The 24,869-nt window shown below is 41.6% G+C and carries 24 protein-coding genes, 3 pseudogenes and 1 riboswitch; of the genes and pseudogenes, 21 read left to right on the forward strand and 6 right to left on the reverse strand.

The annotated features are described in order from the left end of the window. Window positions 1-1,065 (forward strand): 23S rRNA (uracil(1939)-C(5))-methyltransferase RlmD (rlmD, locus tag ABUA34_RS09010; protein WP_349823188.1); only part of this gene is annotated, 1,065 nt, incomplete at its 5' end. A 442-nt stretch (window positions 1,066-1,507) separates the two neighbouring features. Continuing rightward, window positions 1,508-1,654, forward strand: a pseudogene (locus ABUA34_RS09015) (DUF6017 domain-containing protein); the annotation flags it as partial. A gap of 285 nt (window positions 1,655-1,939) precedes the next feature. Here the strand turns inward: ABUA34_RS09015 and ABUA34_RS09020 are convergent. Together ABUA34_RS09020 and ABUA34_RS09025 are read right to left on the reverse strand one after the other, a co-directional pair. Next, the gene (locus tag ABUA34_RS09020; protein WP_014080634.1) at window positions 1,940-3,235 is read right to left on the reverse strand and encodes a tyrosine-type recombinase/integrase; all 1,296 of its coding nucleotides are present in this window, start codon (window positions 3,233-3,235) and stop codon (window positions 1,940-1,942) included. A gap of 86 nt (window positions 3,236-3,321) precedes the next feature. Next, window positions 3,322-3,951, reverse strand: a complete 630-nt coding sequence (locus ABUA34_RS09025) for a helix-turn-helix domain-containing protein (protein ID WP_003505395.1) — start codon at window positions 3,949-3,951, stop codon at window positions 3,322-3,324. A 173-nt stretch (window positions 3,952-4,124) separates the two neighbouring features. Between ABUA34_RS09025 and ABUA34_RS09030 the strand changes: the two genes are divergently transcribed. The 6 genes from ABUA34_RS09030 (at window position 4,125) to ABUA34_RS09055 (ending at window position 8,387) form a co-directional block, all read left to right on the forward strand. Next, entirely contained in the window at window positions 4,125-4,355 is a 231-nt protein-coding gene (locus ABUA34_RS09030; RefSeq protein WP_008115699.1) for a helix-turn-helix domain-containing protein, read from the forward strand. A gap of 263 nt (window positions 4,356-4,618) precedes the next feature. After that, window positions 4,619-4,933: a hypothetical protein gene (locus ABUA34_RS09035; protein ID WP_014080633.1), complete on the forward strand. Its 315-nt coding sequence runs from the start codon at window positions 4,619-4,621 to the stop codon at window positions 4,931-4,933. Further along, window positions 4,933-5,238, forward strand: a complete 306-nt coding sequence (locus ABUA34_RS09040) for a hypothetical protein (protein WP_005345966.1) — start codon at window positions 4,933-4,935, stop codon at window positions 5,236-5,238. The genes ABUA34_RS09035 and ABUA34_RS09040 overlap by 1 nt, the downstream gene beginning before the upstream one ends. Then, window positions 5,214-6,935 carry a MobA/MobL family protein gene (locus ABUA34_RS09045; RefSeq protein ID WP_008115703.1) on the forward strand — a complete coding sequence of 574 codons (1,722 nt, stop codon included), beginning with the start codon at window positions 5,214-5,216 and terminating at the stop codon, window positions 6,933-6,935. The genes ABUA34_RS09040 and ABUA34_RS09045 overlap by 25 nt, the downstream gene beginning before the upstream one ends. Then, the gene (locus ABUA34_RS09050) at window positions 6,913-7,623 is read left to right on the forward strand and encodes a DUF6040 family protein (RefSeq protein ID WP_349823196.1); all 711 of its coding nucleotides are present in this window, start codon (window positions 6,913-6,915) and stop codon (window positions 7,621-7,623) included. Before ABUA34_RS09045 ends, ABUA34_RS09050 begins: the two co-directional genes overlap by 23 nt. A gap of 365 nt (window positions 7,624-7,988) precedes the next feature. Continuing rightward, window positions 7,989-8,387, forward strand: a complete 399-nt coding sequence (locus ABUA34_RS09055) for a response regulator (protein WP_349823197.1) — start codon at window positions 7,989-7,991, stop codon at window positions 8,385-8,387. Here the strand turns inward: ABUA34_RS09055 and ABUA34_RS09060 are convergent. The 3 genes and pseudogenes from ABUA34_RS09060 to ABUA34_RS09070 form a co-directional block, all read right to left on the reverse strand. Next, window positions 8,284-8,511 (reverse strand): annotated as a pseudogene (locus ABUA34_RS09060) (recombinase zinc beta ribbon domain-containing protein); the annotation flags it as partial. The gene ABUA34_RS09055 and the pseudogene ABUA34_RS09060 overlap by 104 nt on opposite strands. 13 nt (window positions 8,512-8,524) lie before the next feature. Beyond that, window positions 8,525-8,863, reverse strand: coding sequence for a plasmid mobilization protein (locus ABUA34_RS09065; RefSeq protein WP_349823189.1), 339 nt, complete (start codon window positions 8,861-8,863; stop codon window positions 8,525-8,527). Between the two features lie 267 nt (window positions 8,864-9,130). Beyond that, window positions 9,131-9,484, reverse strand: coding sequence for a helix-turn-helix transcriptional regulator (locus ABUA34_RS09070; protein ID WP_002569186.1), 354 nt, complete (start codon window positions 9,482-9,484; stop codon window positions 9,131-9,133). A 384-nt stretch (window positions 9,485-9,868) separates the two neighbouring features. Between ABUA34_RS09070 and ABUA34_RS09075 the strand changes: the two genes are divergently transcribed. From ABUA34_RS09075 to ABUA34_RS09085, 3 genes and pseudogenes are all read left to right on the forward strand, one after another. Next, a complete protein-coding gene (locus tag ABUA34_RS09075; protein WP_002588768.1) occupies window positions 9,869-10,048 on the forward strand; it encodes a cysteine-rich KTR domain-containing protein in 180 nt (59 codons plus the stop codon). A 23-nt stretch (window positions 10,049-10,071) separates the two neighbouring features. Next, entirely contained in the window at window positions 10,072-11,061 is a 990-nt protein-coding gene (gene rlmN / locus ABUA34_RS09080; protein ID WP_002569187.1) for a 23S rRNA (adenine(2503)-C(2))-methyltransferase RlmN, read from the forward strand. Between the two features lie 170 nt (window positions 11,062-11,231). Further along, window positions 11,232-11,462, forward strand: a pseudogene (locus ABUA34_RS09085) (hypothetical protein); the annotation flags it as partial. A 376-nt stretch (window positions 11,463-11,838) separates the two neighbouring features. Here the strand turns inward: ABUA34_RS09085 and ABUA34_RS09090 are convergent. After that, window positions 11,839-12,078: a DUF6061 family protein gene (locus ABUA34_RS09090; protein WP_008115692.1), complete on the reverse strand. Its 240-nt coding sequence runs from the start codon at window positions 12,076-12,078 to the stop codon at window positions 11,839-11,841. 354 nt (window positions 12,079-12,432) lie between these two features. Between ABUA34_RS09090 and ABUA34_RS09095 the strand changes: the two genes are divergently transcribed. The 10 genes from ABUA34_RS09095 (at window position 12,433) to ABUA34_RS09140 (ending at window position 24,766) form a co-directional block, all read left to right on the forward strand. Beyond that, the gene (locus ABUA34_RS09095) at window positions 12,433-13,176 is read left to right on the forward strand and encodes a hypothetical protein (protein ID WP_044998366.1); all 744 of its coding nucleotides are present in this window, start codon (window positions 12,433-12,435) and stop codon (window positions 13,174-13,176) included. Window positions 13,177-13,410: 234 nt separating this feature from the next. Then, a complete protein-coding gene (locus tag ABUA34_RS09100) occupies window positions 13,411-13,776 on the forward strand; it encodes a recombinase family protein (protein WP_055224687.1) in 366 nt (121 codons plus the stop codon). Further along, a complete protein-coding gene (locus tag ABUA34_RS09105) occupies window positions 13,754-14,224 on the forward strand; it encodes a hypothetical protein (RefSeq protein ID WP_349823190.1) in 471 nt (156 codons plus the stop codon). Before ABUA34_RS09100 ends, ABUA34_RS09105 begins: the two co-directional genes overlap by 23 nt. 115 nt (window positions 14,225-14,339) lie before the next feature. Next, window positions 14,340-14,618 (forward strand): hypothetical protein, encoded by a 279-nt coding sequence (locus tag ABUA34_RS09110; RefSeq protein WP_349823191.1) that lies wholly within the window; start codon window positions 14,340-14,342, stop codon window positions 14,616-14,618. Next, window positions 14,615-14,815, forward strand: a complete 201-nt coding sequence (locus ABUA34_RS09115) for a hypothetical protein (RefSeq protein ID WP_262563548.1) — start codon at window positions 14,615-14,617, stop codon at window positions 14,813-14,815. Before ABUA34_RS09110 ends, ABUA34_RS09115 begins: the two co-directional genes overlap by 4 nt. Beyond that, window positions 14,803-15,531, forward strand: coding sequence for a helix-turn-helix domain-containing protein (locus ABUA34_RS09120; RefSeq protein ID WP_349823192.1), 729 nt, complete (start codon window positions 14,803-14,805; stop codon window positions 15,529-15,531). Before ABUA34_RS09115 ends, ABUA34_RS09120 begins: the two co-directional genes overlap by 13 nt. Beyond that, window positions 15,518-16,639 (forward strand): hypothetical protein, encoded by a 1,122-nt coding sequence (locus ABUA34_RS09125; protein WP_349823193.1) that lies wholly within the window; start codon window positions 15,518-15,520, stop codon window positions 16,637-16,639. The genes ABUA34_RS09120 and ABUA34_RS09125 overlap by 14 nt, the downstream gene beginning before the upstream one ends. 145 nt (window positions 16,640-16,784) lie before the next feature. Then, a complete protein-coding gene (locus tag ABUA34_RS09130; protein WP_349823194.1) occupies window positions 16,785-17,618 on the forward strand; it encodes a hypothetical protein in 834 nt (277 codons plus the stop codon). A 273-nt stretch (window positions 17,619-17,891) separates the two neighbouring features. Next, a riboswitch (cobalamin riboswitch) is annotated at window positions 17,892-18,035 on the forward strand. A 162-nt stretch (window positions 18,036-18,197) separates the two neighbouring features. Continuing rightward, window positions 18,198-24,440, forward strand: coding sequence for an immunoglobulin-like domain-containing protein (locus ABUA34_RS09135; protein ID WP_349823195.1), 6,243 nt, complete (start codon window positions 18,198-18,200; stop codon window positions 24,438-24,440). Between the two features lie 44 nt (window positions 24,441-24,484). Further along, on the forward strand, window positions 24,485-24,766 hold the full coding sequence (locus tag ABUA34_RS09140; RefSeq protein ID WP_055271920.1) for a homing endonuclease associated repeat-containing protein: 282 nt from the start codon (window positions 24,485-24,487) through the stop codon (window positions 24,764-24,766). Window positions 24,767-24,869 lie beyond the last annotated feature (103 nt).

A 24,869-nucleotide genomic window follows, 5' to 3' on the forward strand; every position in this document is an offset into this window, starting at 1 on the left:
GTGATAGACAGCGAGGTTCACCCTTATGAGTGGCAGGGGATACTTGCATCTCCTGTGACAAAGGGATACAGGAACAAGATGGAGTTCTCATTTGGCGATGAGTATAAGGATGGTCCGCTGGCACTGGGACTTCACAAGAAGAACAGCACGTACGACATCGTACAGATGGATGACTGCTATATAGTAAATGATGATCTGAACAAGATAGTGAAATATACTGTCCAGTTCTGCAAGGAGGCGGGACTCCCATATTACAAAAAGATGCAGCACGAGGGGCTTCTGCGCCATCTGGTTATCAGACGTTCGGCGACAAATGGCGATCTGCTGGTGAATCTGGTGACAACCACCCAGAATCTGGCGGCTCTCGACCTTGATGCATACGTGAAGGGGCTGCTGGAGCTGCCGCTTGAGGGAAAGATCGCGGGAATCCTCCACACGGAGAATGACTCCATGGCAGATGCGGTCATCAGTGACAGGACAAATCTGCTATACGGAACAGAGTATATATATGAGACGGTCCTCGGACTTCAGTTCAAGATATCGCCGTTCTCGTTCTTCCAGACAAATACAAAGAGTGCGGAGAGACTCTATGACAGGGCGCGTTCATATGTGGGTGACACAAAGGATGCAGTCATATTCGATCTCTACAGCGGAACCGGAACGATAGCCCAGCTTCTTGCGCCTGTTGCAAAGAAGGTCATCGGCGTGGAGATAGTTGAGGAAGCCGTGGATGCCGCCCGTGTGAATGCGGAGCTCAATGGTCTTGACAACTGCGAGTTCATTGCCGGTGATGTGCTCAGGGTAATAGATGACATAGAGGACAAACCGGATTTCATAGTGCTTGATCCACCTCGTGACGGAATCAATCCGAAGGCCCTGTTGAAGATCATCAACTATGGTGTGAAGGAGCTTGTGTATATAAGCTGCAAGCCAACATCGCTTGCAAGGGATCTGGAGACTTTGCAGGAGCATGGATATTTTGTGACCAAGGCTTGTGCCGTCGATCAGTTTCCGGGGACGGTGCATGTGGAGACTATAATAGGGCTACGTCGTACAGATTCGTGAAAATCCTTGAATTTACGCACTTTTGCAGCTTTTTCAATTTCGGCAGAACCGATGTGAAAAGGAATAAAAAGCAGATAGTGGACAGAATTCATGTCGTTGTCGGCTATAGAGTCGACACGAGGGACACAATATTCTTTGATGAATAAAAGTGAATAAAATAGCCAATTTGGCAGGGATATTTAATTACAAAATATTGAATATCCCTGCCTTTTATTTTCTATTCAAGGAGGTGTCAATATGTTAAAGATAAGGCTTCAAGGGACAAAAAATGACATACGTTGGTTTGTACGTTTACTTCAGAGAGATAAGCGATTTGACGTGAATAATGTTTCAATTTTTTTCGATAATGTTGGAATAGATAAATATAAACGTGTGTATGCAGAAGTATCAAGAAAGAAAACGCAGTGGAAGAAATGCAAAAACAGGCGTGAAAACTGATACGATGGAGTATGTGCTGGAATGCCTTCGCAACAATACTACAAAGGTACGCAACATACGAAGCTATATGCTCACGACACTGTATAATGCTCCGGTAACATGTAGTAATTACTATAAAGCAGAAGTAAACCATGACTTCTATGGTAAGTAACGATTCATAGCTGCTGGAAACAGCAGTTGACTATATATTTTTCACCTTCCCTTCCTTTTGAGGGGCAGGAGGGCACACCTGCCTTTCGTTTTAAGGGGATTGTTGCAACCATGATTCTTTGATATAATCAATGCAACAGTTTGACAAATCGGAATTTGTGGAGAGATTTCTTGAACTTTCCTTATTTTACGGGCTTTCCAGCCCCTTAAATAGTGAAATGATATGTATTTTCCCTTATTTTTGACCTTATGCGGAATCAGCAAGGGAAATAAGGGAATTTTTTATTTAGTCGTTGCCTGCCACTTTATCAAGAAGTCTGGCGGAGTTCCGCTTTGCCTTTCTTGTAGAGTGGGCGTAGACATTCATTGTGGTACTGACATCAGAGTGCCCTAACAGTTCCTGCACATCTTTTGGGGCAGCTCCGTTTGAGAGGAGGTTGCTTGTGTAGGTGTGTCGCAACTGGTGGAAATGGAAATTCTCAAATCCGTCCAGCCTTTTTGCAACTGATCGGCAGGCAATGCTGAGTGTGCTTGGCAGTTCCAGACATCCGTCCGGTCTCAGGCAGACAAAGGAGATTTCCTTGTAATCTACCGGGATTTCTTCGGTTCCGTCCAGATGATAATATTCATAATACACTCTGTTTTTGTCCTGTGCTTCCTTGTAGAAATTGCGGTGGTAAAGTTCACCATACTGCATCCGGCTTTTAAGCTGTTTTTTTCTGGCGGTTTTCAGTATTTCAGTCAGAGTATCGCCAAAATCAACAATCCTTACTTTCTTTCGCTTGGTCGGTCCGATGATGTTTTTATGTTTTGTGCCATCATAGCGGATACTTCTTTTAATGGTCAGGCATTGTTCTTCAAGATTGATGTCCTGCCATGTCAATCCGCAAACTTCACCGATACGAAGTCCCGCATAGTATGCGATCTGGATTGGCAGGATTGCAGGTGGATTCTTTACTTTGAGGTATTCTATCAGTCTCTCATAATCTTCATGGGAAATAGGCTGTATGCCTTCTTCTACCTCATCATCTGAGAATAAATCCACATCCTCTGCCTGTTTTTTCAGCTTAATATACTGCATAGGATTAAAAGTAATCAACTGTTTTGGAAATACTGCAAACCGGAAAGCCTGTTGTAATACTGCTGAAAAGGAATGGATGTAATCTTTACTGTATCCTTTTCTCACTTTTCCATCTGGAAATTCCCCACCGAATGTAAGCAGATCGAGAAATGCCTGTAAATGTTCAGCAGTAACGGTTTTTAATTTGCGTTCTGCAATCGGATGTTTCTTGATACAACGGATTGCACCAAGATAATTTTCCACTGTACCATTGCTGAGTGTTCCGACTTTCAGTTCTTCTTCCGCCCACATATCAAGAAGTTCTCCTACAGTAAGATTATCTGTCTTTGCGACAAATTTCTTGCTTTCGTAATCATCCATTGCCTGACGGAGCAGTTTTTCCGTTTCACTTTTACTTTCTGTTCCAGCGTATTCTTTCTGAACCAGATTGCCGCTTGCATCTTCTACATAGAAGCGGTAGTACCATTTCTTTCCTTTTTTTCTTACAGATCCTTTTGCCATAATCGTGTGTCTCCTTTCGATATCAGACAATCGGAACTGATGAAATGCTTCTTGCGTGTAAGTATATCATAACTCCGGTTGTCGTTCTATACCGAATCGGAATCCTCATACAAAACTTCTGATAAAAGATTTTCAAGCCTTTGTTCTGCCATTTCCGGTTTCTTGGAATAAAGCCTTACGATATCTGCCATGTCGTTAAAGGCATTAACAGTGTGGGTGATCTCCCGGAGAAACATAATCTCGTTATATTCATCATTCGATTCAAACCCCATTACTTTTGCAATATCAGCTTCATTCGTGTTGCCCTTGTAATTCTTGCAGGCAAACTGGAATGATTCCAGAAACAGGTTATATTGCTTTAACATCAACAGCAGTAAATCTTTGGAAAAAGCATCTTCCTTTTTACTAAGGTCGAGAGGTAACTGTTTGAGAATATCGCCCATTGCATCACGAATCTGTAATTCTTTCTTATCCGTAATATCGGTTTCGTATTCATCGGTTTCCCCTCTGAGCCATTCAATAGATACATGAAGTGCTTCCGAAAGACCTTCCAGCACCATCTTTTTGGTATTGTCAATCGAACCATTCTCATAACGCAGGATTGTGGAAGCGGTAACTCCCATCTTCTCTGCAACATAAGGCTGTGTCAGATTTAATTCCAAACGACGCTGTTTTGCCCTGCTGCCTATCAGCTTGCGTAGTTCTTTATCTTTCATGCTGATTGCCTCCTTTTTCGGTATGTATGAATTATAGCATGTACCTTACATAATTGCAATATGCAATTTAATGATTATTTTTAAAATTTCATAACGCTTGACAACGCAATATAAAACCGCTATACTAACAGCACAACAAAATTGCATAATGCAATTCATAAGGAGGTGACAAGATGACGGAAAGAAAGATTGCATTATCCATCGAGGAAGCAGCCGACTATACAGGAATTGGCAGAAACACTTTGAGAAAGCTGGTTGAATGGAAGAAACTTCCGGTATTAAAAGTCGGAAGAAAAGTCCTTATTAAAACTGACATTCTGGAAAAGTTCATGGAAGCCAACGAGGGGCGAGATCTGAGGGATAAAGGAAATGTAAAAACTGTCACAAGAAATGTGGCAACTTAAAAAGGCGGCTTCCTACGAAACCGCCAAAGGTTCTATCAGACCGAAGCCATGATATACCTACACGCAAGAGGATTATACCATGTGCTTCTCCTGATATGCAACCGGGAACTAATGTTTATCTTGTCGGAAAAACATCGACAAGATAATGCTCCGCAAGGATGCACCACGATTCTGATTGGAATTATGTCAACAGAGCTGACCAGAATCGTGTGCCAAATCTTAGCAGAGCAAGATTTGATTATAAGAGAAAGGATGAAGACGATATGGCGAAATCAACAAAGACTTATGAAGAAAGAATACGTGCATTAGAGAAAAAGGAACAGGAAAGCATCGAAGCTACCAAAAAGCTCATTGCACAGCGAAAGGAACTGGAAAAGAGAAAGAAAGCCGAGGAAAGTAAAAAACGAACCCACAGGCTCTGTCAGATTGGCGGTGCGGTGGAATCGGTTCTTGGCTGTCCGATTGAGGAGGAAGATTTACCAAAGTTGATAGGCTTCTTAAAAAGGCAGGAAACAAACGGAAAGTTTTTCTCAAAGGCGATGCAGAAAGAGCCACTTACAGATATGGAGGAAGTGTAATGGCGGAGGGAGTGGTTTTTCCATTCCCTTCATTGCCTTTGAATGAAGGGCGCACTTATGGACAACCAGAGGTCGTCCTTATAAGTTTGCCACAAGTGGCAACCGGTCTGCGCTTACGCTTGCCGGGCTCGTTCCGTCGGCGGGGCTTTCAGCCAGACCTGCTCATGCCGCAGGGGGCACTCTTGCGCAGAGGGCGTTCCGACAGCTTCACTTCTGCCAAACCAGAAGAAGATGCTGTCGGAAATCAATGCCGGATACGGCAGAAAGGGGGAATCGTATCATGGCGATATTTCACTTTACAGTAAAGATTGTCGGGCGCAGTAAAGGAAAATCTGTCATATCCGCATCGGCATATCTTAATGGAGATGTGATGAAGAATGAGGAAACAGGCAGAATCAGTTACTATACTTCCAAAAAGGAAGTCGTCTACACCAGTCTGATGATGTGCGAAAATGCACCTCCTGAATGGCTGCATGTACCGGAAGAAAATATAAAAAGGTTTCAACAGTCTATCCGTTATAAAAGAGCGGATGATAAAGATGCCGCACTGGAAAAGTTTAAAATCACATTTCAGAAACAGCGTCTATGGAATGAGGTATTGAAGATAGAAAAAAATGCAGATGCACAGCTTGGACGCTCATTTGAATTTTCCCTGCCGAAAGAATGGAGCAGACAGGAACAGATTGATTATACAACCGAATATATTCAAAAGACTTTCGTGGACGAGGGAATGTGTGCCGACTGGAGCATACACGATAAGGGCGACGGGAACCCACATGTGCATTTACTTGTAACCATGCGACCATTCAATCCAGACCACTCATGGGGCAGCAAGGAAGTCAAGGACTGGGATTTTGTCAGAGATACTGACGGAAATATCGTGGTTGATGAATCCCACCCGGACTGGTGGCAGGATAAGAAAAATCCAGACCGTCATGGAATCCGTATTCCGGTACTTGATGAAAACGGAGTACAGAAAGTCGGGGCAAGAAACAGAAAACAATGGAAAAGGGTTCTGACTGACGCTACCGGCTGGAACAATCCAAAGAATTGTGAGTTATGGCGAAGCGAATGGGCAAAGATGTGTAACCGGCATTTATCCATAGACAATCTGATTGACCACCGCTCTTATGAAAGACAGGGCAAATTGAAAGTCCCTACGATTCATGAGGGTGCAGATGCAAGGAAGATTGAGGAAAAATATCTCACCGGGCAGATAAGGAAAGGTTCATGGAAGGTCGAGGAAAACCAGATGATAAAAAAACAAAATGCACTGCTGCAAAAGGTAATTGCAACCTTTGGTAAGGTATCCGGTGCATTGTCGATGTGGAGGGAGTGGTTGAATGACATTAGAAGAAAGCAAAGAAGTAATTCCCATGATGGAAGCAATGATTACACAGATAGAGGAACAGCAGAATATCATGGCAGAGATGCTTCAGGAGATACAGGAAAAGGACGAGAAGCTGATGTGCTTTCAGGAGCAGGAAGAACGATTGCAGCAATTAGAGAAAGAATTGTCAGAGCTGCTACAAATCTTACCGGATACAGAAGAACTGTTGATGCTTCTGGAAGAAAAGACAGACCAGATACAGAAACTCACAGACGAAAATCAGCAATGGCAGGAATTGGCACAGAAATTAAACAGCGAGAACCGGCTATTGCAGAAACAGAACAGCGAATTACTGAACTTGAACAGCAATTAGAGAAAGGAAGGTTGATTGATGAACGAATTAAGAAACTCAAAGAGCGACGATCAACTGGAAGAGTTGCTTCTGCTGACAGAGCAGATGCAGGAAGAACTCGACCAGAAAGACCGGACTATCAGGGAACTGAAAGTGCAGCTCGACGAATCGCTGACCTTGAACGAGAAGTTAAACAGCGAGAACAAAACAGAGAACATTCAAGCCTTAAAGAACGACTTGAGGAAAACAAAAGAATTGTTGCAGAGCGAGAAAGAGAAAACACACACCGTCCAAGCCATGATAGAGGAATGTCGAGATAAGCAGAGACAGGCAGAACAGGAACGGGATTATGCACTCTCCCATCAGAAAAAAGTAGAGATACCGGTTGAAAAGCCGGTACTCTATCAAAAGTGTGGGAACTGTAACCTGACAGCTTATCTGAAAGCCAAGGAAAAGTATGATACGCAGAGAGAAAAACTGGCAGGCAGATATAAAACAAAAACAGCCATGTATGAAGCATTGATGTTTCTGCTGATATGGTATTCCGTATCAACTACTCTTTTTCAGATGATACGGTCAAAAATATTTATTTCTGATTGCGTGGTATTCTTTGATACAATCGCAACTTTCACACAGACCATTGCTGGCTGGGTTGTACTGGCAGGAAAGAACGTGGCACAGATTAGTGATGGAATATCCAATCCTGTCGTTGCTGGAATTATAAACTGGCTGATAAGAATACTGATTTGCGGTGGATGTCTGGTGGGTGTGGGAATACTTTTGGCATTCATCGAAATAAAGATTGCAGGGCTATATAAGAAATACTGTTGGGATATGATTACCATAATGGTGATACTTGTAAGTATGGCAATAGCTATCTACTTTGGGGATTGGATAAAGGAAGTATTGCCAATCAATCTGCTATTTCTCTTATTATTCGTGCAACTGGTATATGTTGGAATCAGGTGGTATGTAAAGGGATGGCGGGAAAACAGAGGTTATGTTTAAAAATAAAAAAATTGTCTGAGACGCAGCGAAGTAAATAAAATGAGTAGTATTATAAGAAGTCAGCAGTGCGTGAATAAACTGCTGGCTTCTTTTTTGATAGATACAGTCACTCTCAGAGAGTGTGCAGGATAGTAAAGTAATAATATCAACATGCCGATATAGAAAATGCAGGGAAGCATTGTATTTCAAAGAGTTTGAGATACAATGCTTCTGCGTTTCTATAGGAGATAGTCGTTCTATGCGGAAAATAGTCATTTGATGCGGAGAATGATCGAGCGGAAGATTTGTTTGATATAATAAAGAGTGCTAGGTGAGACTTGTATGGTTTACAGGTATGAGAGAAATCAAAGACAGGAATGAAAAATATGAACATTATTATTTGTGATGACAGGATAGATGACAGAAAAAATCTATCAGATTTGCTGTCAGACTATGGTGAAAAAAAGAATTATGAGTTTGCTATTACAGAATATGATTCTGGAGAACAGTTATGCGAAGAACAATCAGCTTTGGAAGCGTGTCAGATATTATTTCTGGACATCAATATGCAGGGGATGGATGGGCTGAAAACAGCTATGAGGATTAAAGAAAAATATCCAACTGGTTTAATGCGTCCTCTCGGATATAATGCTGCGTGCAGTTCTGCGTGCGGCTCGTCCGTTTGTACTGCGAACAGCGGAAATGGGCGTATCCGTTGGCAGTGGCAAGGCTTAACTTTGCCCCGCAGTCGGCACAATAGAGCAGTCCAGAAAACATGCTCGTAATCCCGCTTTTGTTCGGTCTGCGTTTGTTTTCCCGTATTATCTGTACCTTTTCCCATATATCCCTGTCAATGATGGGGGCATGGGCATTTTCGATATACGCCCGCCTGTCCTTTGCGGTGGGGATGCGTTTTTTGCTCTTAAAGCCAAGCCTTGTGGATTTGAAGCTTTAATCTTTGTAACCGCCATATCTCCGCAAGCACCCCCTTTATTTCCTCTATGTCCTCTTGGTATGCGTTCCCCGTCGCGTTTACGCGGCGTGCTATCTGGTTGACGTTGACACCGATTTTCTGTATCTCTGCGGTCATAGCCTTTATATCGGCGTGGTCTACCTGAATGATATACCCGTCAATGGCAATCTTCCGCAGATACGCCGCCATGTTCCGGGTGGGTACGAGCTTCATTTTTTCCAGTATTAAATCCCGTTCCGCTTCCGTCACTCTGAATTTGATTTGCACTGTCCTTTTGCGTCCGTCCATGTGTTCGCTCCTTTCCTTTCCGTTCCGAGGGTTTGGGACACTTCCCAACAAGCAATTTTCAACCGACGCGCCGCAGCGCGGGAGGGCGAAAATACGGAAGTGGTACCCGCTTCCTATGCTTGCTACGAATGTTTTTATCCTTTAGGCTCTTATCACCTACTACGGAGAAAAAGCGATTTTGCCAAACTTACGCAAAAGAAAAACGCTGCAACCTCAAAAAAGATTACAACGCTTTCTAAATCCTGTTCAGTTTTAAGTCGGACATTCCTATTCGCCCTCTTTTTCGACTTCGGAAATCTCCTTTGCCGTTGCGGTTACAATCCGTATGCCTGTATCGCTCATACCGTCAAGAAGCGCGTCAAGCTGCCGCCGCTGCGTGTTCTTCTCCGGCGGCGTTTCTAAAAGGAATTGGTCTACGGATATATGGTAACGCTGTATCAGCTCAAAGAATATCTGTAAACTTGGGTGCTGCCCCTTGTTCTCAATGTTCGCAAGGTAGCGCGGCGAGATAAACATTTCGTCGCCTACTTTCTTGCGGCTCTCCTTGCATCCCTCACGCGCTGCCTTTATCGCTGCCCCAAAAGCCTTAAAGTCGTATCGTGGTACTGGTCTTTTTGCCATAGTTATTCACCCTATTACATTTTACTGTTCCCCTTTCTTCTTGGATATGTCTACGTAGTTCTATCAGTTAGCCAAAATAATTCATATATATATATGTTGACAACAAGCTGCTTTTGTATATAATATTATATAAAAGGAGGGGAATGTTTATGTTACATAGCATGCGTATTCGATAAGCATTGAAATCAAAAAAGATTTTTCCCATTTTCAATATGGGCTTTTTTGTCATGCTTATTTTGCGTATGCTATACAACAAAACTAACGACGTATAGACATAGTATAAAAACTATGCCTTAATTTTGTTGTAGTATTATATGTATAAATGCAGGTCAATGCTCATGTTGAGAATTGACCTGCATTTTTTTGCGCAAAAGGAGAAATATTATGCTTGAAAAATATTGGATAAAATGTCCAATTTGTAACGGAAAGACGAGGGTTCAAGTATTTTATAATACGGTATTAAGAAATTTTCCTCTTTTCTGCCCTAAATGTAAATTAACGCATATCGTTGATGTTGAAAAACTAGAAATCATAATCAAAAACTCTGAAAAACAAACTTTTTAATTTTGAAAAGGAAGGATATTTAAATGAAACACTTACCTAAAAGTACACCTACGGAAATATTGAATGACCCATACGGATTTACTTACAAAGAAATGTCGGAAGTAATTGGAGAGGATAAAGCAAGAGCCTTATATACGGAATTGTATAAACAGCCATTTCACAAAGAAAATCTATCAATATCAACAAAAAAAGTCTATAAAAGTAGCGATACTGAAAAGTATGTTTATGAATTGAAAGATAACAGGTATATTGAAACGGTTTTTATTAAACGGCGAGATGGTGGGACTGTTTGCGTAAGTACGCAAGTTGGTTGTTCTGTTGGCTGTATTTTTTGTGAGTCCGGACGCAATGGTTTTGTTCGTAATCTAACACCGTCTGAAATTGTGCAGCAGGTTGTATTGATACGTCAAAAAGTAAATCGTATCGTTTTTATGGGAATGGGAGAACCTTTATTCAATTACGACAACTTGATTGCAGCAATCCATATTCTTCGAGATAGAAATGGACTTAACTTTCCAACCGACGGCATTACCGTATCAACAGTTGGTCCAGTTAATCAATTAAAAAAATTGCGCGAAGAACATCTAAAAATTCAGTTGACAATATCTTTACATGCAGCAACACAGGCTGCGAGAAACTGTATCATTCCTCATATGCACATGTACGCTATTGAAGATGTTGTTAAGCAAGCATTGTCCTATTCTCAAAGGCATAATCGAAAAGTGGTATTTGCGTATTTGCTTTTACCAGGTATAAATGACCGTTCCTCAGATATAAGGCAACTTGCAAAATGGTTTAAGGGCAAAAATGTTATGATTAACGTGCTGCAATACAACCCGACGAGTAATTCAAAAATTAGAGCACCACAAAAACAAGAAATGGTTGCGTTCAAACATCAATTAGAGCAAACAGGACTTGAAGTTACCATGAGAGTTTCTCATGGTAGAGAGATTAAAGCAGCTTGTGGACAGTTAGCTAATACATATAATAAAGCCAAAAAACAACAGAAATAATTTAATTAAAAGAGCCAGACGCACAGACGCAGAGCCGATAATATGCAGTTTGAAATACTGCTGTTATCGGCTCTTTTTTGATTTTAATTTGTGCCCCTAATAACCATATTGGAGCAAAATCAGAAGCAGTACATTTACAATTCAGATAAAATGATTGGAGGAACAGAAGTATGCACATTGGTTCTGGTCTAAATACGGTATCTTCAATGTACCGCCAACAAAAAGGCAATAATATGAAAACGCCTGCATCTGGGGAAAAGACATTTTATACGGCAGAAACACCGAAGGTATATCAGATATTCACAACAGATAATATGTTGTGGACAGGAGGTAATGGCACCGGTCTTTCTTATTGTCTTAAATATGCGGATGATTCAACGGATGAAAATCCGGTGGTGTTACATCTAATTACAAAAATACAGCTATTAAAGATACGGTCAAATAAGCTGCTCCATCATGGGAAAAGTATAAAATTAGGAGCTTTAGATAATATCACAAGGGAAAAGTTTTCAAAAACTTCTGGTAACTCTTTGAAATACATATCATATCAATAGATACGATAATATAAATTATGTTTGTATTTGTTGATAACAGGTTTATATCGGAAAAATTGTAAATTTATTTTCTATGTGAATTTTCATTTTTGTAGGGCTGGCATTAGACCAGCCCTTGATTTCATTATAATAGATAAAAAGATATTGAATATATATGCACGGTAAAAAGACGATTCTCAATAAATGAGATTGGGAAAAAGTAACCTTAGTGCTGTTGAAAAAATCACCATAGTTCTAATGAATCTTCTGCATCTACCCATATCTGCATTGTTTCATCAAGATATAATTTTGCATATTCAAGCGGTTTATCAATGGCAAGTGCGTTCAATGCACAGTCTGATCCGGGTGTGGTTTTTAAATCCTTTTCGGCTTCCCAACAGTCAATGCGGAGCATATAACCAGCAGAAGTATAAATATCAATGCTGTTTCTGTGTGGATTGTATTCTGCAAATATTGTTCTCATCGTATAGAATCTCCTTATCATTCAATCAGTCATTTGTTACAAAAATCAGAAGCATTTCAATCAGTTCACCATGTCACTTTTATTTTGTGTTATACTGTTTTATAGATTTTTCTTGCCCTTGTATTTGCCCTTATCAGAGTTCGTAAACGCTGACGGGACGATATAACACAAGGGAAACAATAAGGGAAAGCTCACCTGCGATAAATCCAGTGTTTTCAAGGGTTTGCAGAGAATTTAATAACAAAATATAACAGTTATTAAATTCCCTAAAACAGGTGAAATCTCAATCGGAATTTAATGAATTAGTCACAAATTACGGGTAAGTAACAAGGATTTATGGAGAATTTACATAGTATGGAGTTTGAAAAATACAAAAAATATTTAATCAGTACTTGGTTGCCGGAGTATGAAGCAGAACATACGGAGAGAGATTTGATGGTGGAAGGGTGGAATATGTTATTAGATGAAGTTTTTTCACCATTGATTGCTAAAGAACTAGGCATGCGATATCTTGGTAATCGTATCTGGGCTGATGATTATTGCAATCATCGTCGCAGGGTATTAAGTCTATTCCAGCAAACTGATTTAGGTGGAAGCTTTAAGTGGGGATGGAACTATGATTTTATTCCCAAAATGTCAGCGAAAAAAGCAGTTTATGTTAGAACGGATAAGAGTATATTTACGCATTTTTTTGAAAACATTTGGGAAAACCATAATAAGATAGTTGAAGGAAAATGTCAAAAAGCAGATATGACGTTTAATCGTTGTTATATAGACAGTGCAGATTTTGAAAATTCTATGAGGCAAAGGGTAAAAGCGTATGAAGCTGCTTTTTATTATACTCTGCCTCTTATTAGATCCTTTTATGAAGAGACCAAAACCTATGAGCAAAGCATAAAAATGATAAACACCCTATTAGAAAGCTCTTACTATCGATTGATACAGGGAAATTATCTATATTTAACCAAAATATTTTTGCAACAATATGTGTCCTTAGGAGAAGAAAATGAGAAAGAGTTGCGAGAATTGTTTGTAAATGATAATACCAGAGAAAGCTTTTTGAAAAAATTTGCTCAGATACCAAAGGATTATAGATAGTCATGTATATTACGAACGGAATGTAGATGTGTATAACTTCAAGTTTGTAGGGAACAACAGCTAAGACAATTTTATAATAAAACAGCGTCAGAGCATTTATGTGTAAAAGCATGAATGCTCTTTTTTGTCCTTTCATGGACAAAGAACAAGAAAGCAGCTTTTGGACAAATTGTCCAGAAGTTCAAATAAAAAAGAAGTACTGATGATGAGGATCAGATTAAAAGCTATAATTCAATGGTCAGGTATTACACTGATTTAATCAAGAGCAACAAGGAATGGGAAATGGCAGGTGTATATGCGGATAAAGCTATTACAGGAACAAAGGTTGATAAGCGAGAGAATTTTCAAAGACTTATTGAGGACTGCCTGGATGGTAAAATTGATATGGTCATTGCCAAAAGCATACCAAGATTTGCACGAAATACATTAGACACATTAAAGTATGTTAGGATGCTGAAAGAACGAAATATAGATGTGTACTTTGAAGTGGAAAAAATACATAGCTTAAAAGATGGAGAGTTTTTATTGACGATTCTAAGTTCTGTGGCACAGCAGGAAGTAGAAAATACTTCTGCTTATGTTAGAAAAGGCATTTATTGAATCATATCGTAAGTTGTGTGATAATAACAACGATGTTATAGATGAGTTCATAAAAAGAGTTGATAAAGTATTATCAGAAGATAGTGTGGAATCAAAGCTTGAGAAAGCAAAGAACACTGATACAAATTTGAGATCTAAGAGAAGTATTTTGTTGGAAAAATATCTTGATGGAAGTGTTGCACAAGATGTATATGAAGCAAAAGACTTAGAATTAGCTCGAAAGCTGGCAACAAACGAAGCAGCTATTGAAAGTTTGAAAAATAGCGTAAACAAAGAAAAAGTTTATCGTATCAGACTGAAAGAATTTAGAAGAGTTTTGGAAGAAAATCGGTATCTTGAAAAGTTTGACAGAGATGTATTTGAAAACTTGATAGAGAAGGTGATCCTACTATCTTTAATAGAGAACAATTTAATTATGTTTTTGTCTTGCACGCAAGACAAATCTTGAATATGACGGTATAGATATAGAGGTCATACCAATCTGGAAATGGCTTCTCATGGCGGATCTGTAACACCTGACACCTTTTACTGTTACAAGATTTATTAAATTGAGGTATGTAGACATGGGAGAAACTATTCAAAATTATTTTGAAAAAACGAAGCAATATCCTAATTATTACTCAAATGAAGATTTTAGTACTATTTGTGATGGTATTAAAAAGGGAATTGAGAAGGGTGTATTTCTTGTTAAGAGGAAAGATGAAACAGATTTGTCTGTATTTGAAGAAAAATATGGATATACATTACCTACAGAAATTAATGATTATATTAATCTGTTTTGGCATCCTTGTATTAGAGGATATTGTAATACTAAAGAATTATTGTATTATTCTCCGTTTTGAAAAAGGAAGGAGATTCTAGTGATGACATATTATTCTATGAAAATAGTTTGATTTCAATGGCTAAAGATTGGGAAAATATGTATGTAGATGGAGAAGTGGAAGATAAGCCAATTGCCAATTCTCTAAAAGAACTTATTAACAATATGAATGTCAATCCGAATATTCGGAAAAAGGAGGAAAACAAATGCTGCTTATAGGATCCAGGATTCAGGAGTACCGGAAGAAAGCCGGGCTGAATCAGGAGGAATTTGCGGAAAAGATGGGAGTCAGCAGACAGGCTGTGTCCAAGTGGGAGAGGGATAAGGCGTATCCTGATCTGGACAGGCTTGTGTGTATATGTGAGATTCTGGATGTACAGGTTGGAGAACTTATATATGGAAAGGGTGATGAGCCGGAGGAGCCGGAAGAGGTGTCTGGGGATGGGACTTCAGCGAATAATGCTGTCCATCTGAAGAATCTCAGGGGAAAAGGCAGGCTTGCCAGATTGAAAATATTATTTTGCGTGATGGCAGCCATATGCGTTTTCTGTGTAATTGTGGTGGCGGTGCTGTTTGTGAGGAACGAGTGGACCAGACATTCAGATAAGAACGGGAATGTGCGTGTGGAGAAGGTGTATCAGCAGTATACAAAAGCTGATTTGGCATATTTTGATGACAATGGCCGAAAGATCATGGATACTGTGTGGCTTGATGTACCGGGGATACGGGATGGAGATTACATACAGTTGTACACAGGGGCGGACGGTAATGGACTGTTTCTGAATTACAAGACATCAACCATAGTTGCCGCATCATTTGTCATGCTGGTGTTTATTATTCTTCTGATCCTCATTGGACTTGAGATAAGAAGGATGAAGAAAGAAGATACACTTCAGATCATACTTGAGGATAAGACAGCCGATGAAAAAATGTAAAAAAATTGTCTGCGCGATCGTAATAGCATGCATACTGGCGGGAGCTGCATTTGTCGCTCTTGAGTTTATGGGCGTTATTGATCTGAACAGTGCGCGGAAGACGGAAGAAAAAAGTGAAACTGAACAGGATGGAAATAAAATAGCTGACGATGAGACAGAGCCTTGGCATATAGTGTTCAAGGGATATGCCTTCTCTGTGAAGCCGGTAGGACTGGCGATCATACATGAGAGTGGCTGCCTTAATATAAGAAGCTGTGATGATTATCTGATACAGATCGATGTGGAGGATAAGACGATGGCTGATTTCTGGGACAACAGAGAGCAGCGCAAGAAAAATATTGAGGACGCAGGTTATGTGATGGAGCTGGAGCCTGAGAAGTTCGAGATACAGGGGAAGGAATATATCAGATACATAGCGAGTCTTGCAAATGAACGAGGTGCAAAGTTCGACAGATCATATTTTTATCAGCTTATATGTGATGCCGGGGAAGGGCAGCGTTTCTTTACTTCGATAAGATTTGATGAGATAGATATAGATGCGCTGAGCGGGTCGGAGAGAGCTGAGGTATATGAGAAGGCTGCCGATGAAGCTGTGGCTATTGTTGCGGGGGCCGTTCCCACAGATGAGACAAATGATATGACAGGCTCATACTGGCAGGAGGACGAAGCTATGGAGACGGGAGTAGTGGACAGTGTCGTGAATGGAGATACTACCGTGTCATATGAAATCCCTGAAAATTACAGCCTTCAGAATGAGGATTTGTCAGGTAAGACATACTATTCAGACGGTGATAAGATCACGGTTGTGACTTCGATCGTACCGTATAGTTGGATGACAGCATCTGATATGGCAGACAGAAAGACCGGGGCCGGAATATCAAAGGTAACAGAGGAAGGTCAGTGTGAGGTAAATGGTGTGACATTTTATTACTACACATATTCGACCTTATATATAAAGGACGGCAAGAGAAATATCACATACTATTTTAATGCATATGCTGATCTAAAGGATGGGAACATATATACAGTCAGCGGATTTGCCGATGATAATCCGGATGCCATGGACAGAGACACTTATTATAGTTTCATGAACATTACGGAGGAATAAGCACTATAGATTACAAAAAAGTGACGAAAACACCTATGATTTCGGTTCGCTACCCATAGTTGCCCCGTTGCAACCGATTACGGCTTGATAAAATATAGTGACATTCTTAATAATAAAGCCACTAGGTTTTAAGGAGGATTATTATATGAGGAACAAGAAAATGCTGATTGCAGGACTTATCACGGTGGTGATGGGAATTTCTATAGTTGGATGTGGAAATGATGGCAAATCCACCAGAGAGACGGAGTCAACAGAGCAGGTAACCGAAACGGAAATGGCAACGGAGGAGGAATCTGAGGCTGAGGATACAGGTGATACTGAATCTGATGATTCATATGCAGATGAAACCGATTACAGTGATGACAGTGAGGAATCCACAGAATTTACGATGCCTGTATATGAGGATTTCACATTGGCATCGGGACTCAGCGAGAATTACGCAGATCTTGACAATAGGTCATTTGTATATAATGGAAAGAAATTCACTTTAGGTGAGTCCACCTTGAAGGATCTTATAGACGGTGGAATACCATTTGAGCAGAATTCTCTCAATAACAGTGGCAACAATGTAAATAAAAATTACGAAACTGACAGATATACAGCAGAAATCAATGACTACGTAACGATGCAGTTTATGTTTGGCAACTTTACTGACAGTGAGCAGAAGGCAGAGGATTGCGTTCTCTCATATGTAAGGTATTCACACCTTTTTGTGCCAAACCCGGATTATGATGCCAGCATGAATGCGGAGATCAGTGAGATGATGCTTGACGGCGCAAAGCAGGTGAACTTCTCATTCCCTACAACTATCACTAAAGATCAGTTGCTTGAAAAGTGCAGTGAGAATGCAGAAGTAGATGGCAAGATAGTCAAGTACAGTGCAGATTCTGAGGTTTATATGGGAAGCAGCGGCTATACATTTGAGTTTGACGATACAACAGGACAGCTCAAAGAGGTCAGAATAAGCTGGCTTCCGTAACTAAAAAGTAATCAGAATAAGAGCCAGAAGAAAAGCCGGATATCTCTATAAAATAGGGATATCCGGCTTTTGTAAACTAAATGTATGCTGTGGACAGCAGAATGAAATCCAAAGGTATTTTCAGTAATTTCTCTCTACTTACATATTATGCAGAAATGTGTGATATGGATAAAACACATTTCTCACCTTACTAATAAAATATGACAAAAAAGTACATTAAGTGGTACTTGGAGTTGACAATTCCCCGATTCACAATTACTATAAACCCTGTGATTTCATAGTGAAAATCTGCTCGGATGCCGTCCTGAAAAAGCATCCGATCAGGGGGAAATTCGGTGAGATTCCGGTGCAACCGCCATTACTGTGTTAAGACTTGTGTCTTTCAGTCAGAATGCCCGCAGATTTTATGAGATTTCCGGCCGCGTGACGGCGTCTGACAGACACAGACAGCCGGGATATGCGGAGTACCCGGATGCGGATGACACGACAGTTCATCTGTTAGCTTTTGGGCGTGGGAAAAGCAGAATACATATTCCCTGCTTTATAACCTACAATTAAATAAAGAAAGGAAAATAGGAGATGAAACGAATCAGGACATTGATGCTTTCATTCTTATTGGCATGCGCAGTTTTAGTGGCACCATTTGCTTCAAATGCAAGCTGGGGCTATGTTCAGGCTGCCGCCGCAGAGAGTGATGGCGAAGTTGATTACAGCACTGAGTACGTTGTGCTGTCTCTTGAGGGATTTACTCTTGGCCAGGGATTCTATATCGAGCCAGAGAGAATGTCCTACAAAGAGATCGGTGAAGTCTGGAAAGAGGAAGGCATAGACATCGACCTGTCTAAGCTTACCGTATCACAGGCAACTTACGCGTTTTTCAAGAAAGAGGGACTTGAAACAGAACCTTCAGGAACAGACAAATACAACAGTTCCAGTTATTATCTTGCCAACGTAAAGGGCATTGATAAGGGAGCTGCAAATGTTCCACAGGAGCTTAAGGATGCTTATCAGAAGAAGAATGGAAAGGCACTTGAGCTTAAGGACAAGACTGGAAAAGATCTTGGCCAGTTTGATTATTTCAGCATGTCTGGCTGGATGAACACAGTTGACAATATAATGGGAAATGTCGGCGCAGGAGAATATCAGGTAGATTCTGCAGCCGGAGTAGACAATACACACGTTATCCGTTGGCAGTTCACACTCGCAGATTATGGCGCAGATCTGGGATATGGCTACAATCCGGATAAGAATACATTTGACTCTGAGTATGCATACTATGAGACTCAGGACAAGACAGAGCTCTATGTGCTCTATGCAGAGCATGCAGATGAGATAGCCAAGGATGAGGCTCTATGTGAAGAGGTTCAGGCGGTCATGACAGATCTCACTGCAACTGCAGATGAGGTTCAGGCAGTTGAGAAGAAGATCAGGGGCGACAAGAGAAATACAGTATCTGTAACCATGAATTATTCTGCTCCTTACATGACTCTGGCTGATTCAGAGGGCAATGAGATTGAAGTTGGAGAGCCTGATGGCAGCAAGTATACCCTTGAGCTTGAGCCGGGTACATACCGTCTGTCAGCATATCAGAAGAGCGGTGACGAGAAGACAGATATGGGATCTATAGATCTCGTAGTCACAGACGATCCACAGCAGTCATACAGCATATACAGCATCACAGATATAGCATGTACAGGTTATGACACTGTAGATGGCAACAAAAAATATTGGAAGGAAGACGTTGACTATACCGTCACAGGTAAGGTTATGTCTCCTGACAATGTGGACAGACATGCAGAGTTTGTAAAGACCAGGGAGGGGTCAGATGACTCCTGGGCAAAGTATGCAGGACTGTTCTACTATGCTGATATGGTGTCAGTGACATATGATCCGGTTGGAGATAGAGCAGATGACTATATCTCTAAGACTGTGTCAAACACACTTACATCCAACAGAAGCTACGGTTATTCAGTAGCCCTTGCAGCGGCAAAGACAGTAGAGTTCACAGTTCCAGAGGGAACTGAGCTCAGAGTTGGTACACTTTCAACATACTATATATATAAGGATGAGGCTGGCATCAAGATAGACAGCAAGGATGCCGGATATGACACATACAAATATAAGCTTGGAAGTGGTATCACATATTACTACCGTGTAACTGGTGGAGAGGGAGTGACATACTGGAACTGGTTCTCCACAACCACAGATGCTGAGTACAAGGTAACAGCCGAGGATATGTACATCGGCGACAGCACATATGGCCCTGGCACAGTTGTACATGACATGTCAGCCAACAGCTCAGATGTCGCAGATATCTACATGACATCCAATGAGAAGGGCTATGTATCAATGCAGAAGGGTGACAAGTATCACCTTGAGTGCTTCCGTAACTGGCAGGCTATAGAGGGTATCATGAATGCAAAATCAGCAGAGCCTGATTATCACTACACAGTTATCGATGAGAATGGTAACCCATCAAGTGATGTGATCAGCGTTGTACCTGGCGAGCATTCAGAGATAGCAGAGATCGAGGCAAAGTCAGAGGGAACAGCGATACTTCTCGTAACCTATGATGCAGAGATCAACAAGCCTGGTATGGGCGGTTCATTCTTCAGTGCGATCTGGCCTGAAAACACAGGTGTAGTCGTATTCACTGTAGGAAATGACGGCTCAGACATTCAGACAAATATGACATTAAATGCAGGACGCAACACAGAGACTGCTAAGACTGCTGTAGACAATCTGGATGCACAGATCGATGTTCTGTATTATCTTGAGGGAGCAGCCGGTGCAGAGTACACATTTACACCGGAGGATGGAGTGGCAGTATCAGTTCTTCATCCACAGATCACGGGAAACAAGCTTACATACAGTGGATTTACAACAGCAGATGTCAAGAAGAATGATGATGGAAGCTACACTGTAAGCGGTCTCACAGAGGGATCAAACATAATAAAGGTGACAAAGGACGGAGTTAGCACATATCAGGTAGTACGTGCAAAGGAAGTCCCGGTATCATACACATATAAGAACGCTGATGGTGACGAGATCTCAGCAGATGAACTCAGAGCCGGTGATACCATAGAGGTTTCATATGGTAAGCGTACAGAGGATGGCAAGAAGGCATACGATGGTCTGTATATTCCGGCCAACAAGCTTGCAGGAATTTACAACATGGCCGGAACTATAAAACTGTCAGATGGTGAGGGAAATGAATTCTCAGGAGCAAGCAACCAGTATGCATTTGCATCATATCCTGCTGCCCAGACAGTTACAGTCAAGATACCTCAGTATTTTGCAGGTGACGAGTACACGCTGAGCGGAGTTCTGTATGAGGGCGGATTTGGTTCGCCATACGGTTCACACAGAGAGGTCCGCCATGCAACAGGAAAGCCTGTACAGATGGCAGCAAGCGTACGTGTGGCATACCTTGGAAGTCTCCCGGATATGTCATTTAAGCTGGCAAAGACAGACTTTGTCCAGGTAAAGCTTGATGTAGTAGATGGTGCTACAAACGAAGCAGTAGAAGGATATAAGGTAAACATAAAGGATACTGAAGGAAATGCCGTAACAGTAAATGACGGCAGCTTCAATGGTCTTGCAGGCAGACAGTACAATTACACTATGAAGTGTGCCGGATACATGTATGCCGAGGGAACATTTGAGATCCCGGAGGATACTTCCGGCGAGATGTCACAGACCATCAGCCTCACAGCGTCAAGTGCAACTGCTTGGGATGGCGAGAGCAAGACCGAGCCTGAACAGGTTGACGGAGTATACCAGATCAGCACAGGTGCAGAGCTGTACTGGTTTGAAAATGAGGTAAATGTCAATAAGAAGGTCGACATAAATGCAGTGCTCACAGCGGATATCAACCTTGCAGGATATAGCTGGACACCAATAGGTACATCGGGTGCCATATACATGGGTTCATTTGACGGCCAGGGACATACTATCAGCAATCTGTATCAGAATGATATAGGCTACTCAGGAATATTTGGACAGGCGGGTGCAAGGATCAGCAGCCTCACAGTAGAGGGAACTATCATCATGAGCACCAAGACTGCAGCAGGAGCGGTTGTGGGATACCTGTATCAGGGAACCACAGATGCACCGGCAAGAGTAGCAGGTTGTACATCTAAAGTAAATATCACTTACACAGGCACAAATACATCAGCTTCGATAGGTGGTCTGGTAGGATACTGTAACACGAACAAAATAAGCAACACAGTGATTGAGAACTGTGTAAATCATGGAACTATTAAGGCAGAAAACGGTGGTACCGTCGGCGGAATCATAGGATCTATGAGCAGCCGAAATATCTGCGTACAGAATTCGACAAACTATGGTGACATCACAGCCAAGACAAATGTTGGTGGAATACTCGGAAGCCACAATGAATACTATCCACAGGATCCTGGATGCAAGATCATTTCATGCTACAATGCAGGAACGATCACAGGCCAGACAAATGCAGGCGGTATTGCAGGTGTTTTCAAGGGTAATACGTCAAATGACGCAGGCGTGGAGATCACAGACTGCTACAGCGCAGGAACTGTAAATGGCAGCGACACAGCCACAACAGGCGTATTTGCAGGCTATTCAGAGGATCTGACAATATCAGGATCTGCATATTCATGCACAGCCGCAGCAGATGAGAGAATCACAGAGGATCAGGCTTCATATGTATCGGCTGCTAATATAGAGGCAGTCAAGAAGCTCACAGTTGACACAGTTACCAAGATCAATGACGGAGAGGCCATCTTGAACGTGGCACCTGCAGCAGAGATCATGGCAAATGTTCCTCTGACAGCAGAAGATGGAGAATTTGTAGAGACATACAAGAAGGTAAGAACTGTAATTGACGGAGTTACTATCTTCAACATAGGTGTATATGACTACACAGCAAGTGCAGCCGGAATAAATGGTGCATCAAAGGATGGAGTTATCCTTGAGAACACAAAGGTTGAGGCAGCTTCCGCGGTTGACGCTGTAAAGCGTGCACTGGATAATGCCGGAATAGCCTACGATATTCAAGAGTCAGCTTATGGCCCATATATCGTATCTGTAAACGGACTTGCATCAGTTGCTGACTACTCAATGTCAGGATGGATGCTGTCATACAACGGAGACGACTTTGACAACGGTGGGCTTGGTTCACTGGATGCAAAGGATAACGACACTATCGAGCTTCACTATGAGCTCACAGGAGCAGATGTAGCAGCATCATTCTCAGGACTTCCTACATTTGAGTCCATGACAATAGATGGAACAGAGATAACATTTACCACAGAGACAGAAACCGATGAGAATTGGAATTCTATCTACACATACAAGGCAAATGGAGAGGTTCTGAATGGAACAGGAACAAAGGCTGATCCATTTGAGGTCGGTGTTGTATTGCCGGAGAGCGCAGATCTTGTAAAGCTTGACATGACATACAAGACAACTGCGGATGGCCATTATGTTGTGGTTGACGGACTTTCAGCCAAGATCAACCTGACAAATGATGTTGTGTGCAGGATCACATCAAGAGGTGGAAGAACTGCATGGTACAAGATCATGGCAGTGACAGCACTCACTGAGGACAATACAAAGCTTGAGATAGCAGACGCAGAGTACACTGGAGAGGAGCTCACACCGGAAGTTACCGTATATGTAAATGACAAGAAGCTTGATCCAAGCAGCTATGAGGTTACATACAGTGATAACGTAAATGCCGGAAAGGGTACTTGTACAGTAAAGGGAACTGGTAAGTTCTCTGGTACAATTCAGGGCGAGTTCGAGATAAAGAAGTCTACAAAGACGATAACTACAGAAAAGACTGAGATCGAGGTTCTTGAAAATGCAGAGCCATTTGATCTCAAGGTTACAGGACAGGGTACACTTACATTTGCATCATCTGCACCAGAGGTGGCAGAGGTAGATCCTGAGACAGGACGTGTGACAGTCAAGGCTGTCGGTGAGACTGAGATCACAGTTTCATCTGAGGGAACAGAGAACTACGAGGCTGGACAGATCGTTATCAAGATAACAGTCAAGGAGGTTCCTGTAGAGCCAGAGGAGCCGGATACAAAGGTTACACTCACAAAGGACAACACAGTTATAGAAGTTGCAGATGTGACATATACAGGCAAGGCACAGAAGCCTGAGGTTACAGTAACAGTTGACGGTAAGAAACTTGAGGCGGCTGATTATACAGCATCGTATGCAAATAACGTGAACGCCGGAACAGCCAAGGTAACTATAACAGGTAAGAACGATTATACAGGCAGTGTTGAGCAGACCTTCAAGATCAATAAGGCAGACCAGACAGTGACAGGCAACACATTATATGTATACAATAGATATATAACTGTTAAGGCTGCTGGTAAGGGAACTGTAACTTACTCATCAACAAACAAGAATATTGCGATAGTAAACAGCAAGTCAGGTCTTGTGAGAACCAAGAAGCCGGGCAGAGTACAGATAAAGATCACTGTCTCAGGCAACAGCAATTACAACAAGGCAAGCGGAATCGTAACGCTGATAGTTACCCCTGCAAAGTCATCAATAACAAAGCTTGCATCAAACAGCAGCAGAAGTCTTAAGGTGACCTACAAGAAGGTAAGCGGTGCTACCGGATATCAGATAACATATGCTACAAACAAGAACTTTAAGTCTGCAAAGACAAAGTATGTGAGCGCAAAGTATGGCAGTGCAACTATCAAGAATCTAGCAAAGAACAAGAGATACTATGTGAGAGTAAGAGCTTACAAGACAATAAATGGCAAGAGATACATGGGACTTGGCAGCTCAGTGAAGTCTGTCAAAGTAAAATAATTCTCAGGCCATAGAAACGCAGAGATGATCCGGAGGAAAGAGGTATGGAGAACAAGAGAGCTGGCTATACACGTGAAGAATGTTGTCAGATGCTTCTGGACGCATATATTTCACTTGGAAGATATCCGAAAAAGTCAGACTTTACACCGGAGCAGGTTGGCTGGATAAAATCCTACCTTGGGCCATGGCCGAGAGCCCTTGAGGCCTGTGGCATTCTTCCTGACCGGTCTGCGGAGCGGGCTGAGGCAAAGAAGCATAAGCGCATAGCTTCCAAGAGGAAGATGACCCAGTACAAGCTTGCGAAGCAGAACGGGAAAACTGAATAAAAAATTTTAAACCACAGGTTTACTTTTGATATGTACCCTCTTTACTGGACAACCAGTAAGGAGGGTATTTTTATGCGTTATAGTTATGAGTTTAAAATGATGT

The organism is Coprococcus sp. RTP21428st1_C9_RTP21428_210409, from assembly GCF_040227395.1.
Taxonomy (GTDB): domain Bacteria; phylum Bacillota; class Clostridia; order Lachnospirales; family Lachnospiraceae; genus Coprococcus; species Coprococcus aceti.